The 13,566-nt window shown below is 64.4% G+C and carries 13 protein-coding genes; 5 read left to right on the top strand and 8 right to left on the bottom strand.

The window, feature by feature from the left end; translation table 11 throughout:
• Positions 1–37 precede the first annotated feature (37 nt).
• Entirely contained in the window at positions 38–1,075 is a 1,038-nt protein-coding gene (locus BM186_RS12110; RefSeq protein WP_072425115.1) for a LysM peptidoglycan-binding domain-containing protein, read from the bottom strand.
• A 153-nt stretch (positions 1,076–1,228) separates the two neighbouring features.
• Here BM186_RS12110 and def point away from each other — a divergent pair, with 153 nt between their 5' ends.
• The 5 genes from def (at position 1,229) to BM186_RS12135 (ending at position 5,909) form a co-directional block, all read left to right on the top strand.
• Complete coding sequence (def, locus tag BM186_RS12115) at positions 1,229–1,735, top strand: peptide deformylase (RefSeq protein WP_004422862.1); 507 nt, start codon at positions 1,229–1,231, stop codon at positions 1,733–1,735.
• Positions 1,736–1,791: 56 nt separating this feature from the next.
• Positions 1,792–2,724, top strand: a complete 933-nt coding sequence (fmt, locus tag BM186_RS12120) for a methionyl-tRNA formyltransferase (protein ID WP_072425116.1) — start codon at positions 1,792–1,794, stop codon at positions 2,722–2,724.
• The gene (rsmB, locus tag BM186_RS12125) at positions 2,721–4,034 is read left to right on the top strand and encodes a 16S rRNA (cytosine(967)-C(5))-methyltransferase RsmB (RefSeq protein ID WP_074915524.1); all 1,314 of its coding nucleotides are present in this window, start codon (positions 2,721–2,723) and stop codon (positions 4,032–4,034) included. Before fmt ends, rsmB begins: the two co-directional genes overlap by 4 nt.
• Positions 4,035–4,045: 11 nt before the next feature.
• Entirely contained in the window at positions 4,046–5,419 is a 1,374-nt protein-coding gene (gene trkA / locus BM186_RS12130; RefSeq protein ID WP_017676312.1) for a Trk system potassium transporter TrkA, read from the top strand.
• Between the two features lie 175 nt (positions 5,420–5,594).
• A complete protein-coding gene (locus BM186_RS12135) occupies positions 5,595–5,909 on the top strand; it encodes a tetratricopeptide repeat protein (RefSeq protein ID WP_072425118.1) in 315 nt (104 codons plus the stop codon).
• 118 nt (positions 5,910–6,027) lie between these two features.
• On the opposite strand, the gene BM186_RS12140 is transcribed toward BM186_RS12135, so the two are convergent.
• The 7 genes from BM186_RS12140 to doeA all read right to left on the bottom strand — a co-directional run bounded on the left by BM186_RS12140 (position 6,028) and on the right by doeA (position 13,536).
• The gene (locus tag BM186_RS12140) at positions 6,028–7,404 is read right to left on the bottom strand and encodes an aspartate aminotransferase family protein (protein WP_072425119.1); all 1,377 of its coding nucleotides are present in this window, start codon (positions 7,402–7,404) and stop codon (positions 6,028–6,030) included.
• A 20-nt stretch (positions 7,405–7,424) separates the two neighbouring features.
• On the bottom strand, positions 7,425–8,888 hold the full coding sequence (locus BM186_RS12145) for an NAD-dependent succinate-semialdehyde dehydrogenase (protein ID WP_072425120.1): 1,464 nt from the start codon (positions 8,886–8,888) through the stop codon (positions 7,425–7,427).
• A gap of 204 nt (positions 8,889–9,092) precedes the next feature.
• On the bottom strand, positions 9,093–9,743 hold the full coding sequence (locus BM186_RS12150; RefSeq protein WP_072425121.1) for a 7-cyano-7-deazaguanine/7-aminomethyl-7-deazaguanine transporter: 651 nt from the start codon (positions 9,741–9,743) through the stop codon (positions 9,093–9,095).
• A 155-nt stretch (positions 9,744–9,898) separates the two neighbouring features.
• Positions 9,899–10,465, bottom strand: coding sequence for a C40 family peptidase (locus BM186_RS12155; RefSeq protein ID WP_033377397.1), 567 nt, complete (start codon positions 10,463–10,465; stop codon positions 9,899–9,901).
• 269 nt (positions 10,466–10,734) lie between these two features.
• The gene (locus BM186_RS12160) at positions 10,735–11,211 is read right to left on the bottom strand and encodes an Lrp/AsnC family transcriptional regulator (RefSeq protein WP_072425122.1); all 477 of its coding nucleotides are present in this window, start codon (positions 11,209–11,211) and stop codon (positions 10,735–10,737) included.
• A gap of 125 nt (positions 11,212–11,336) precedes the next feature.
• Positions 11,337–12,341, bottom strand: a complete 1,005-nt coding sequence (gene doeB, locus BM186_RS12165; RefSeq protein ID WP_074915526.1) for a N(2)-acetyl-L-2,4-diaminobutanoate deacetylase DoeB — start codon at positions 12,339–12,341, stop codon at positions 11,337–11,339.
• Positions 12,342–12,345: 4 nt separating this feature from the next.
• A complete protein-coding gene (gene doeA / locus BM186_RS12170; RefSeq protein WP_074915528.1) occupies positions 12,346–13,536 on the bottom strand; it encodes an ectoine hydrolase DoeA in 1,191 nt (396 codons plus the stop codon).
• Between the last annotated feature and the right edge of the window lie 30 nt (positions 13,537–13,566).

The following is a 13,566-nucleotide window of genomic DNA, read 5'->3' on the forward strand; positions in this document are numbered from 1 at the left end:
AAAGCACGAGCCCCGCTAGTGCGGGGCTCGTCGGGTATTACGGGTTGCGGACCTTGTCCATCACCGCCAGTTGGCGGCTGGCCTGCAATACCAGGCCGTAGCTGAGCTTGTCATAGGTGCGGAACACCATCAGCAAGCCGGATCGCTCGTCCGGAATTTTCACGTTTTCGCCGGTAACACGGTCACGTACGGTCTCGCCGGTCTTGAACACCGCCAGCACGTTGCCGATTTCCAGGCCGTCACGCAGCCCCTTGTTCAGGGTGACAACGTCGAACTGACCGATCTGGCTGACGCCACGCGGCACGTCGAGGATCAGGCCGTCGATGTCGGTGATCGGCTCGCTGGGCATAAAGGTGGAGTTGATCGCACGCTCCTCCGTGGGGAACAGACGGTCGCCCAGGCGCACTTCCTGAGTCGAGCGTTTGAGCAGCAGCGTACCGACATCCCCTTCTTCGGCCACGATCTCGCCAGAGCCGACGTCATCGGCGTTGATACCGAGGAATTCCTGAGTCTCAGGGTCCACGTAGGTCTTGCCCTGACGGAAGATGCCGTAGATCGGATTCTGTTCGTCGAACGCACCCCGCGCATAGACACGATCACCAGCACCGCTGACCACGCGCTCGGCGTTGCCGGCAACGATATAAGGCTTGCCGTTGAACTCTTCCGGCGTATCGACGATGCGGTTGCTCAGCAGGAAGCTGTTGATCGCCTCCAGCGGGATGGTCGGAATCGCCTCGGCCATCGGCGTGCTGCGCACCTGCGGCGACAGTTTGATGGTGCCGCGCGACTCGCCGCGGTTGAGCATCAGGCGCGGCTGACCGTCAACGTAGACCAGATTGAGGGTATCACCGGGGTAGATCAGGTGCGGGTTGGCGACCTGTGGGTTGGCGTGCCAGATCTCCGGCCATTTCCACGGCTGGCGCAGGAACTTGCCGGAAATGTCCCAGAGGGTATCGCCCTTGACCACTGTGTAGCGGTCCGGGTGACCGTCCTTGAGTTGCACTTCGGCCTGAGCCAAGCTGGTCAGGGCCAGTCCGCCAGCTGCGAAGAGCAGGGCGAGTAGTGATTTCCTCATACGGTGAATCCCTTTATTATGTGCCTTCACGTGAAGCGCCCTAGCGCCGCGTGCCAAACCCGCTGAATACGCGGCGTGAAGCCGTTTTTCAATGCTGTTCATCATCTTAGCAGCGGATTTTGACTTTATTCCACAAGTGCATCACAAACGCATATGGCGATCCTGAATATCCTTGAATTTCCTGATCCACGCCTGCGTACCATCGCCAAACCGGTGGACGTTGTGGATGACTCCATCCGTCAGCTGGTCGACGACATGTTCGAGACCATGTATGACGCTCCTGGTATCGGCCTGGCGGCGACGCAGGTCAACGTGCACAAGCGCGTGGTGGTCATGGACCTGTCCGAGGACAAGTCCGAGCCGCGGGTATTCATCAACCCCGAGTTCGAGCCTTTGACCGATGAGATGGACCAGTACCAGGAAGGCTGCCTGTCGGTGCCTGGCTTCTACGAAAACGTCGACCGCCCGCAGAAGGTCAAGATCAAGGCGCTGGATCGCGATGGCCAGCCCTATGAGCTGATTGCCGAAGGCCTGCTCGCCGTGTGCATCCAGCACGAGTGCGATCACCTCAACGGCAAGCTGTTTGTGGATTACCTGTCCAACCTCAAGCGCGACCGCATCAAGAAGAAGCTGGAAAAACAGCATCGCCAACGCGCTTGACCTCCGTTTACCCGAAAGGCTTGCCATGGCAAGCCTTTTTCTTTGGTAACTGCCCTATGCGTATCGTCTTTGCCGGCACCCCGGAATTCGCCGCCGAGCACCTCAAGGCCCTGCTGGCCAGCCCGCACCAGATCATCGCCGTCTACACCCAGCCGGATCGCCCGGCCGGCCGTGGTCAGAAGCTGATGCCGAGCCCGGTCAAGCAACTCGCCGTCGAACATGGCATCCCGGTCTACCAACCGGCCAGCCTGCGCAACGAAGAGGCCCAGGCCGAGCTGGCCGCACTGCAGCCGGACCTGATGGTGGTGGTTGCCTATGGCCTGATCCTGCCGCAGGTGGTGCTCGACACCCCGCGTCTGGGCTGCATCAACAGCCACGCCTCCTTGCTGCCGCGCTGGCGCGGCGCCGCGCCGATCCAGCGCGCGGTGCAGGCCGGCGACGCCGAGAGTGGCGTGACCGTGATGCAGATGGAGGCCGGCCTGGACACCGGGCCGATGCTGCTCAAGGTGAACACCCCGATCAGCGCCACTGACACGGGCGGCAGCCTGCACGACCACCTTGCCCAGCTCGGCCCACAGGCCGTACTGCAAGCCATCGATGGTCTGGCCGCCGGCACGCTGAAAAGCGAAGTGCAGGACGATGCCCTGGCCAACTACGCGCACAAGCTGAACAAGGACGAAGCACTTCTGGACTTCAGCCGCCCGGCCGTCGAGCTGGAGCGCCTGGTACGCGCCTTCCATCCCTGGCCGATCTGCCACACCACGCTGAACGGCGATGCATTGAAAGTGCATGCGGCCGAGATCAGTGAGGGCAAGGGCACCCCAGGCACCATCCTCGCCGCCGACAAGCACGGCCTGACCGTGGCCTGCGGCGAGGGCGCACTGCGCCTGACTCGCCTGCAATTGCCCGGCGGCAAGCCGCTGGCCTTCAGCGATCTGTACAACAGCCGCCGCGAGCAGTTCGCGCCCGGCCTGGTGCTCGGTCAATGAACCCACGCCTGGCCGCGGCCCGCGCCCTGACCGTAGTGCTGTCCGGCAAGGCCTCGCTGGGCAGCAGCCTGCCGCCGCAGCTGGACAAGGTCGAACACCACGACCGCGCCCTGGCGCAGGACCTGGCCTTCGGCGCCGCGCGCTGGCAGCCACGCCTGCAACTGCTGGCCGACAAGCTGCTGGAAAAGCCCTTCAAGACCGCCGACAAGGATGTGGAAGCGCTGCTGCTGATCGGTCTCTATCAGTTGCTGCACAGTCGCATCCCCGAGCACGCCGCCATCGGCGAGACGGTCGGCTGCGCCGGCGCGCTGAAGAAACCCTGGGCCAAGGGCTTGCTCAATGCCGTGTTGCGCCGTGCCCAGCGCGAGCACGAGGCGTTGTACGCTGAACTCGATCGCGACCCGGTGCTGCACAGCGCGCACCCACGTTGGCTGCAGAAGGCACTCAAGGCGCATTGGCCGGAACACTGGCAAGCCATCTGCGCCGCCAACAACGCGCACCCGCCGCTGATCCTGCGGGTCAATCGCCGCCACGGTTCACGCGATGCCTATCTCATTGAGCTGCGCAGCGCTGGCATCGAAGCCAAACCCTGCACCTTCAGTCGCGACGGCGTGCGCCTGCTGCAGCCCTGCGATGTGGCCGCACTACCCGGTTTCAGGGACGGCCGCGTCAGCGTGCAGGACGAAGCCGCGCAACTGGCCGCTGACTTAATGGAGCTGGCACCAGGCCAACGCGTGCTGGATGCCTGCGCCGCGCCGGGCGGCAAGACCTGTCACCTGCTGGAAGTCGAGCCGGGCCTGGGCGAAGTGGTCGCCGTGGATCTGGAAGCCAAGCGCCTGGCGCGCGTACGCGAGAACCTCGAGCGCCTCGGTCTGGAGGCGCGCCTGATCGCTGCCGACGGCCGTGCAACCAAGGTCTGGTGGGATGGCACGCCGTTCCAGCGCATCCTGCTCGACGCCCCCTGCTCGGCCACCGGGGTGATCCGCCGTCATCCGGATATCAAACTGACGCGCAAACCCGAGGACATTCCCGCCCTGGCGCAGTTGCAGGGCGAACTGCTCGATGCCCTGTGGCCGACCCTCGCGCCTGGCGGCATCCTGCTCTACGCCACCTGCTCGGTGCTGCCGACGGAAAACAGCGAAACCATCGCTGCCTTCCTCGCCCGCACCCCCGATGCCCGAGAAATAGCCATCGAGGGCGACTTCGGCCTGCAGCCCGTCCACGGTCGCCAGTTGCTGCCACAGCTGGACGGCCACGACGGCTTTTACTATGCCAAGCTGATAAAGACCGCTGTGACCAGCCACAGCTAACGGAGCGATCAGTGAAAATCATCATTCTCGGCGCCGGCCAAGTGGGCGGCACCCTGGCCGAACACCTGGCCAGCGAGGCCAACGACATCACCGTGGTCGACACCGATGGTGATCGCCTGCGCGACCTTGGCGACCGCCTGGACATCCGCACCGTTCAGGGCAAGGGCTCCTTCCCCACCGTGCTGCGCCAGGCCGGCGCTGACGATGCCGACATGCTGGTGGCGGTGACCAACAGCGACGAAGTCAACATGATGGCCTGTCAGGTGGCCTACACCCTGTTCCACACGCCGACCAAGATCGCCCGGGTACGCGAGGCGGCCTACCTGACCCGTGAGGCGCTGTTCGACAACGAAGCGATTCCGGTCGACGTGCTGATCAGCCCCGAGCAGGTGGTGACCAACTACATCAAGCGCCTGATCGAATACCCTGGCGCCCTGCAGGTGATCGACTTCGCCGAAGGCAAGGCGCAGCTGGTGGCGGTCAAGGCCTACTACGGCGGCCCGCTGGTGGGCCAGCAACTGCGCCAGTTGCGCCAGCACATGCCCAACGTCGACACGCGCGTCGCGGCGATCTTCCGCCGCAACCGGCCGATCATGCCCAAGGGCGACACCGTGATTGAGGCCGATGACGAGGTGTTCTTCATCGCCGCCAAGGCCCACATCCGCGCAGTGATGAGCGAGATGCGCCGCCTCGAGGACAGCTACAAGCGCGTGGTGATCGCTGGCGGCGGCAATATCGGCGAACGCCTGGCCGAGGCCATCGAAAGCCGCTACCAAGTGAAGATCATCGAGATGAACCCGGCGCGCTGCCGCTACCTGTCGGAGAACCTCGACAGCACCATCGTACTGCAGGGCAGTGCCTCGGATCGCGACCTGCTGGTGGAAGAGAACATCAACGATGCCGACATCTTCCTCGCCCTGACCAACGACGACGAGGCCAACATCATGTCGTCGCTGCTGGCCAAGCGCCTGGGTGCGCGCAAGGTGATGACCATCATCAACAACCCGGCCTATGTCGACCTGGTGCAGGGCGGCGAGATCGACATCGCCATCAGCCCGCAGCTGGCCACCATCGGCACCCTGCTGACCCACGTGCGCCGCGGCGATATCGAAAGCGTGCATAGCCTGCGCCGCGGCGCAGCCGAGGCGCTGGAGGTGATCGCCCATGGCGATGCCAAATCGAGCAAGGTGATCGGCCGCGCCATCGAAGACATCGCCCTGCCACCCAGCACCACCATCGGCGCCATCATCCGCGACGAACAGGTGCTGATCGCCCACGACGACACGGTGATCGAGTCCGGCGACCACGTGATCCTGTTCCTGGTCGACAAGAAGTACATCCGCGACGTCGAGCGCCTGTTCCAGGCCGGGTTGACGTTTTTCTGAGTCCCGGATTTCATCCGGGCTACGACTGACCCTCTTCTAACGATTTCAAAGTCTCGCGAGCTAGAGCAATGCAAGGCAAAAACAGGCGAGGACGCGGAGTGTACGAGCAGTACATGAGCAGTCCGAGCCTGTTTTTAACGCAGCAGTGCCGACGCGCAGCAGACTGGGAGCCGAGATGAGCACCGAGGCACTGGAAAAGATGCTGGCCAAGGGCATGGACAACGCCCTGCTGCGCTTCGGCCTGGGCAAGGCCCATCTGGATGGTGGTAACGCCACCCAGGCGGCCGAGCACCTGCAACGCTGCGTAGAGTTCGACCCCACCTATTCAGCGGCCTGGAAGCTGCTGGGCAAGGCGCTGCAGGCCGAGGGAGACCACGACGGCGCGCGGCAGGCCTGGCAGCAGGGCATTGCCGCGGCACAGGCCAAGGGCGACAAGCAGGCCGAGAAGGAAATGACCGTGTTTCTGCGCAAGCTGGACAAGCAACGCTGATCGACTCGGTGCGCACGGCGCACCCTACAGTTCGCAACGGTGTTGTAGGGTGCGCCGTGCGCACCGAATTGGCGAAGGGCTTCGACTTTCACGCTGAAGCCCATTGCAGCGGTTCGCCTCAAAGCACCTCACTCGCCACCGCATCCACCGCCGCCTTGGCGATACCCACCACTTCATCCGCTTCGGCGCGGGTCAGCACCAACGGCGGGGCGAAGCCGAGGATGTCGCCGTGCGGCATGGCGCGGGCGATCATGCCGCGCTCCAGGCAGGCAGCGGAAACCCGCGGACCGACCTTGAGCGCCGGGTCGAATGGCGTGCGCGCCTCCTTGTCGGCCATGAACTCCAACGCGGCGAGCATGCCGACACCACGCACTTCACCTACCAGCGGATGGCCTTCGAAGGTCTGGCGCAGTTGCTGGTTGAGGTAGGCGCCGACGTCGGCGGCGTTGGCAGAGATATTTTCCTTTTCGAGAATATCCAGGTTGGCCAGCGCAGCGGCGGCGCAGATCGGATGGCCGGAGTAGGTCCAGCCATGGCCCATGGCGCCGTCACGGCTGGAGGCCTCATCGATCACGTTCCACACCTTCTCGCCGACAATCACCGCCGACAGCGGCGCGTAGGCACTGGTCAGGCCCTTGGCGGTGGTGATCAGGTCCGGCTGCATGCCGAACATCTGGCTGCCCATCGGCGTGCCCAGACGGCCGAAGGCGCAGACCACTTCGTCGGCGATCAACAGAATGTCGTACTTGGCCAGCACGGCCTGGATCGCCTGCCAGTAACCGGTGGGCGGGACGATGATGCCGCCGGTGCCCATCACCGGCTCACCGATGAAAGCGGCCACGGTCTCCGGGCCTTCGGCCAGGATCAGACGCTCCAGATCCTCGGCGCAGTGGCGCACGAAAGCCGCTTCGTCCATGCCGGTCGGTGCCTTGTAGAAGTGCGGGCAGGCGGCGTGTTTGATGTCCGCGTGAGGCAGGTCGAAGTGCTGATGGAAGCTGGCCAGGCCGGTGAGGCTGCCGGTCATGATGCCCGAGCCGTGGTAGCCGCGCTGGCGGGAGATGATCTTCTTCTTCGCCGGGCGACCGAGCACGTTGTTGTAGTAACGCACCAGCTTGATCTGGGTCTCGTTGGCGTCCGAACCGGACAGGCCGTAGTAGACCTTCTTCATGCCCTTGGGCGCCCAGTCGATGATGCGCGCCGACAGCTCGATGATGGCCTCGGTCGAGTGACCCACGTAGGTGTGGTAGTAGGCCAGTTCCTTGGCCTGCTTGTAGATCGCCTCGGCCACCTCGGTGCGGCCGTAGCCGATGTTCACGCAGTACAGGCCGGCAAAGGCGTCGAGCAGCTCGCGGCCTTCATGATCCTGAATGCGGATGCCCGAGGCGCCGGTGATGATACGGCCCTTGAGCGCGCCGCTGGCGTGGTCATGGGCGTGGGTGGACGGGTGCATGAAGTGGGCACGGTCCTGCTCGAACAGCTCGTCGTAATGGCTCATGGGTAATCCTCCGGATGGGCTCAGTAGCGCTGGCCCTGGTGATGAATGCAGAAGTACTTGGTTTCGACGAAGGGCTCGAAGCCTTCCGTGCCGCCCTCGCGGCCGAGGCCTGAGGCTTTCATGCCACCGAATGGGATCGGGTGGCCGGTGAACTTGGTGCCGTTGACCGCCACCATGGCGTGGTCGAGGCGGCGGATCAGCGGGTGGACGACGTCCACGCGGTTGGAACAAATGTAGGCGGCCAGACCGTATTCGGTGTCATTGGCCATGGCCACGGCTTGCTCCAGGGTGTCGAAAGCGCGCACACCGGCGATAGGGGCGAAGTTCTCCTCGCGGTAGATGCGCATGCTATCGGTAACGTCGGCCAACAGCGTCGGCTGCCAGAACCAGCCGCCCAGCGCATGGGGCTCGCCTCCGGCCAGCAGGCGCGCGCCCTGTTCGATGGCATCGGCAACCCGGGCAGCTGTTACGTCCAACGCAGCCTGGTGCATCAGCGGACCGATCTGGTTGCGCGCGTCATGGCCAGGGCCGACGCGCAGGTCGCGCACGGCCTTGGCGAAGCGCTGTAGAAATTCTTCGTACACCGGTCGCTCGACCAGAATGCGGTTGGCGGCGCAGCAGTCCTGGCCAGAGGTCTGGAACTTGGCATCCAGCGCCACCTGCACGGCGTGATCCAGGTCGGCGTCGGCGCAGACGATCAGCGGCGCGTTGCCACCCAACTCCAGCGCCACTTTCTTCACATCCTCAGCGGCAGCCTGCAGCACCAGCTTGCCGACGCGGGTCGAGCCGGTGAAGCTAACCGAGCGCACCCGCGTGTCCTTCACCAGGGTTTCCATGGCCATCTGCGGCTCGCCCAACACCACATTGAACACGCCAGCCGGCAAGCCGGCTTCCTCGGCTAGTTGCGCCAGGGCAAAGGCTGAATAGGGCGTCTCGTGCGCTGGTTTGACCACCACGGTGCAGCCAGCCGCCAACGCTGCAGCGGCCTTGCGGGTGATCATCGCGCTGGGGAAGTTCCAGGGCGTGAGCAGGGCGCAAACGCCGACCGGCTCCTTCAGCGTACCGAGCTGGGCACCGGGGATATGACTGGGAATGGTCTGGCCGTAGAGCCGGCGCGCCTCCTCGGCGAACCAGGGGATGAAACTGGCGGCGTAGCGGATCTCGCCACGGGCTTCGGCCAACGGCTTGCCCTGTTCCTGACTGAGGATGCGCGCCAGATCTTCCTGATGCTGCAGGATCAGCTCGGCCCAGCGCCGCAGCAACGCCGCGCGGGTTTCCAGGCTCTGCTCGCGCCAGTCGGCGAGCGCGCGCTGGGCGGCGTCCACCGCGGCGACGATCTGCGTCTGACCAAGCATCGGCACATGGCCGATCACACTCTGGTCGGCCGGGTTGTGCACGGCGATGCTGGCGCCGTCGTCACTGTGCAGCCAGTGACCGTCGACGTAGCACAGCGATTTGAACAGCAGGGGATGGTCGAGGGGCATGGCGATGTCTCCGGGCCGATGGGCATGGGAGACATGCTAGGGAAGGGTGGCTTGGCGTTTTTTCCAAGCCGGTGCGGCGTGACAGCAGTTTTTTCTGAAGGTGATCGGCGAACAGGCGGTTTTTCTGCTCACATCCGAAACCGCCGTGCTCCTTCTGTAGGGTGCGCCGTGCGCACCGCTGCCCCCGGATTGCTAAGGTTTGACTCAGGCGGTAGCGGTGCGCTGCGGCAACGCCCGCACGATGGCGCTGAGTAGCATGCCGTACAGCGGCACGAAGAGGATCAGGCTGATGGCCAGCTTGATCACGTAGTCCACCGTGGCGATCTCTACCCAGTTGGCGGCCATGAAGGGATCGTCGCTGCGCCAGAAGGCCACCGAGAAGAACAGGAAGGTATCGAGCAGGTTGCCGAAGATGGTCGAGGCCGTCGGCGCGACCCACCACTGGCGCATCTTGCGCAGGCGGTCGAACACCTGGATATCGAGCAACTGGCCGAAGGCGTAGGCCAGGAAGCTGGCCACGGCGATACGGAAGACGAACAGGTTGAAGTCGCCCAGCGTCGCCAGGCCGCCAAAAGCACCTTCGTGAAACAGCACAGACACCACATAGGAGGCGACCAGCGCAGGCAGCATCACCCGGGCGATCACCACGCGTGCGGCATGCTTGCCGATCAGACGCACGGTGAGGTCGGTGGCCAGGAAGATGAACGGAAAGCTGAACGCACCCCAGGTGGTATGCCAGCCGAACAGGGTGATCGGCAGCTGCACCAGGTAGTTGCTGGCGATGATGATGAGGATATGGAAAGCGATCAGGCCGGCCAGCACGGGCCGACTGACCGACGCAGGAATCAGGGTCATGTCGATGTCCTTTTTCATGAAGTGGGGTGAGGGAACCCACTGCCGCAGCCGGCATGACCGCGAGCGGCGCGCATTCTAGCGCGTTGTTGACCCGCGGGATAGGTTTTCCCGCAGATGTTCAGACCGCCCGGATGAAAGGTCGCGCCGTCGCTGACTCAGGCCTCCGGCACCACCCGCTTGGCCAACTGGAAATGCCGCTGCCAGTACGAATTGTTGAGGCGGTCGATGCGCACCTTGGTGCCGCGCCGTGGCGCGTGGACGAAGCGGCCCTCACCGATGTAGATGGCCACGTGATCCACCGAGCGGCTGCGAATGCGGAAGAACAGCAGATCGCCCGGCTGCAGGTCGCTGCGTTTCACCGAGGGCGCGTCCAGGCGCGACAGGGCGCGGGAGGTACGCGGCAGGTCGAGGTCGTCCTGGGTCTTGAAGGCGTATTGCACCAGGCCGCTGCAATCGAAGCCGTGGCGCAGGCTGGTACCGCCCCAGCGGTAAGGCGTGCCCAGTGCACCAAGGGCGCGGTCGATCACTTCGCTGGCCGGTTTGGGCGCGGCCGCTGGCGCAGTGGCAGGAATGGTGTGAATGCGAAAGGTAGCGGAGGCTTGGGTACAAATTCCCAGTAAAAGAGCGCCTCCCAGGCAAAGTGACATGAAGAACTTATTCAAACCCAGTGACCCTGGTGATTGGCCTTTGCGCGGAAGCCCTTCCGAATCAAGGCATTGCATCGGAAACGGACCTCCTGCCCGTCCCGGAGACGGACTCCCGGGAAAAGTCTTTGGTTCAGTTCCAGGGGGTAGTAGTCGACGAACGGTTTGCCGCTTATGCCTCCGCATTCCCGACCATTCGCGCCCAATTACGCCTCTGCAGCTGAGCCGCCCCCACAGGCCGTTAAGGTCAGGGCGATGGCTTGGCGGCGGTGAAGGTGAAACGCTCGGTCACCTCGGCAGGCGGCTAATCCACCCTACAGATGCCCGACATCTCATGGTGGCGTACGTTAGTCGTCCAGTTCGGCGGGCGCGCCCGACGTGTCCGCCTTGATGGTCTTGGTGACGATATAGGTGAAGTAGCGCTCGATGCCGAGGTCTTCCAGCAGCAGCTGGTCGATGAAGCGCTGGTAGTGGTCGATGTCGCGGGCGCGGATCATCGCGATGTAATCGACACCGCCGCCGGTGGCGTAGCAGAAGCCCACTTCCGGCGCCTCGTTCAGGCGCTGCTCGAAGCGGCGCATATCCTGCGCGGTGTGGCGGGCCAGGGTGATTTCCACCAGCACCCGCTGGCTGCGAAACAGCGCAGCCCAATCGATCTGCGCGCGATATCCCTGAATCAACCCGGCGCTTTCCAGCTTGCGCACCCGTTCCCAGGCCGGCGTCACCGAGAGGTTGATCGCCTTGGCCAGGGCCGACTTGGTGATCCGCCCATCCTCGGCAAGGATGCGCAGAATCTTCAGGTCATAGCGGTCGAGCTTGTGCATCGGCAGTACGCCTATCCTGGGAACGATGCGAGGCCTGTAGGAGCGAGCTTGCTCGCGAAGCTCTTGCCTTATCGGTGTTCACGAGCATGGCCAGGTACTCTCACAGCAGCTGCAGGTTGACTTTCTCAACCTACCACCTCGGCGATGACTGCGAGGGTATCACCACCTTTCACCAGCCCCGGAAAATGCCGGGCAGCGAGCAGGCCGCTGCGTTTGGCGCGGTATTCGGTGGCCGGCTCGCCAGTACGACGCGCACTGTGCACCCGCGCGATCACCTCGCCCTTCTCCACCCTGGCGCCGAGATCTCGGCACATCTCCAGCAGACCGTCATCCTCGCTGGCGACGAAGCAGTCGCCGTCGGGCATGTCGAGCATCACCGACTCACCCGCCTCGATCTCGCCCTGCAGCAGGCCGAAATGGATCAGCAGGTTGCGCACGCCACGCTCGGCGATGGCCAGGCTTTTCGCCGTGCTGCTGCCACCACCACCCAGCTCGGTGGTGACGAACACCTTACCCTGCTCCTCGGCAGCGGTGTCGTACATGCCCACTGCGTCCAGCTCCAGCATGCGCATGCAGTAGGGCGCGGCGAAGGCGCGCATGCCGGCGGCGCAAGCGGCGTCCTGGGCCTTGTCGGGCAGCACGTGGCAGGCGGCGAATGGCAGGAAGTCGAGGGTCTTGCCGCCGGAGTGGATGTCCAGCACCACGTCGGCCAGCGGCAGCAGGCTGCGCTGGAAATAATCGGCGATCTTCTGCGTCACCGTGCCGTCCGGCTTGCCGGGAAAGCTGCGGTTGAGGTTGCCCTTGTCGATGGGCGAGGTGCGGGTGCCAGCCTGCACCGCCGGGGTGTTCATGAACGGCACGATGATCACCCGACCAGCGACGTCCTCGGCGCGCAGACGCTGGGCCAGCTTGCTCAGCGCCAGCGGGCCTTCGTATTCATCGCCGTGGTTGCCGCCGGTAAGCAGCGCGGTGGGGCCGCTGCCGTTCTTCACCACGGTCACCGGGATCATCACCGCGCCCCAGGCCGAATCGTCACGGGAATAGGGCAGCTTGAGGAAGCCGTGTTGCACACCGTCACGGTCGAAATCGACCGTGGGGCTGATGGGGTTGTCGCGCAGAACGTCGGTCATGGCGTCAGTCCTTCACGAACAGCTTGCGCGGCACGTCGCAGAAGGTTTCCACGCCGCTGTCGGTGATCAGGATCGACTCGGTGATTTCCAGGCCCCAGTCGTCCAGCCACAGGCCGGGCATGAAGTGGAAGGTCATCCCTGGCTGCAGCACGCTCTCGTCGCTCGGGCGCAGGCTCATGGTGCGCTCGCCCCAGTCCGGCGGATAACTGATACCGATGGGGTAGCCGCAGCGGCTGTCCTTGTGGATGCCAAATTTCTCCAGCACCTTGAAGAAGGCGCGGGCGATATCGCCGGTGGTATTGCCCGGCTTGGCCGCTTCCAGGCCGGCGGCGATGCCTTCGACCACGGCCTTCTCGCCGTCGAGGAAATGCTGCGGCGGCTTGCCCAGGTAGATTGTGCGCGACAGCGGGCAGTGGTAGCGCTTGTAGCAGCCGGCGATCTCGAAGAAGGTGCCGGCGCCGCTGGTCATCGGCGAATCGTCCCAGGTCAGGTGCGGCGCGCTGGCATCGGCGCCGGTGGGCAGCAGCGGGACGATGGCCGGATAGTCGCCGCCATGGCCGTCTGCACCGAGGATGCCGGTGCGGTAGATCTCGGCCACCAGCTCGTTCTTGCGCAGGCCCGGCTCGATCTTGTCGAAGATCGCCGCGTGCATCTGCTCGACGATCTTCGCCGCGATGCGCATGTAGCCGATCTCGGTGGACGACTTGATCGCCCGCTGCCAGTTGACCAAAGCAGTCGAATCGACGAAGCGCGCGTTGGGCAGATTGCGCTGCAGCGAGGCGTAGGCGGCAGCGCTGAAGTAGTAGTTGTCCAGCTCGACGCCGATGCTGAGCCTGTTCCAGCCACGCGCGGCAATGACCTCCTTGGCCAGGTAGTCCATCGGGTGGCGCTCGGTGGACTGCACGTAGTGATCGGGGTAGCCGACGATGTTGCTCTGCTGCATGAACACCGTGCGCTTGGCGCCGTTGGCGTCCTGGCCGCGGCCGTACCAGACCGGCTCGCCATCGAGCGCCAGCAGCACGCACTGGTGCACGTAGAACGACCAGCCGTCATAGCCGGTGAGCCAGGCCATGTTCGACGGGTCGGTGACGATCAGCAGCTCGATGCCCCTGGCCTGCATGGCGCTACGCGTCTTGGCCAGGCGCTGGGCATATTCCTCCCGAGTGAAGGGGAGGTTGACGACGATTTCGGACATTGCGTTGCCCTCGTGATGGAACAATTATTC

The sequence above is a fragment of the Ectopseudomonas toyotomiensis genome (genome assembly GCF_900115695.1).
Taxonomy (GTDB): domain Bacteria; phylum Pseudomonadota; class Gammaproteobacteria; order Pseudomonadales; family Pseudomonadaceae; genus Aquipseudomonas; species Aquipseudomonas toyotomiensis.

Coding starts and splice junctions, on each gene's coding strand:
- def (WP_004422862.1), top strand. CDS start 1,229: ATGGCGATCCTGAATATCCTTGAATTTCCTGATCCACGCCTGCGTACC.
- BM186_RS12150 (WP_072425121.1), bottom strand. CDS start 9,743: ATGACCCTGATTCCTGCGTCGGTCAGTCGGCCCGTGCTGGCCGGCCTG.
- BM186_RS12160 (WP_072425122.1), bottom strand. CDS start 11,211: ATGCACAAGCTCGACCGCTATGACCTGAAGATTCTGCGCATCCTTGCC.
- rsmB (WP_074915524.1), top strand. CDS start 2,721: ATGAACCCACGCCTGGCCGCGGCCCGCGCCCTGACCGTAGTGCTGTCC.
- BM186_RS12110 (WP_072425115.1), bottom strand. CDS start 1,075: ATGAGGAAATCACTACTCGCCCTGCTCTTCGCAGCTGGCGGACTGGCC.
- BM186_RS12155 (WP_033377397.1), bottom strand. CDS start 10,465: ATGCAATGCCTTGATTCGGAAGGGCTTCCGCGCAAAGGCCAATCACCA.
- doeB (WP_074915526.1), bottom strand. CDS start 12,341: ATGACCGACGTTCTGCGCGACAACCCCATCAGCCCCACGGTCGATTTC.
- BM186_RS12140 (WP_072425119.1), bottom strand. CDS start 7,404: ATGAGCCATTACGACGAGCTGTTCGAGCAGGACCGTGCCCACTTCATG.
- fmt (WP_072425116.1), top strand. CDS start 1,792: ATGCGTATCGTCTTTGCCGGCACCCCGGAATTCGCCGCCGAGCACCTC.
- BM186_RS12135 (WP_072425118.1), top strand. CDS start 5,595: ATGAGCACCGAGGCACTGGAAAAGATGCTGGCCAAGGGCATGGACAAC.
- BM186_RS12145 (WP_072425120.1), bottom strand. CDS start 8,888: ATGCCCCTCGACCATCCCCTGCTGTTCAAATCGCTGTGCTACGTCGAC.
- doeA (WP_074915528.1), bottom strand. CDS start 13,536: ATGTCCGAAATCGTCGTCAACCTCCCCTTCACTCGGGAGGAATATGCC.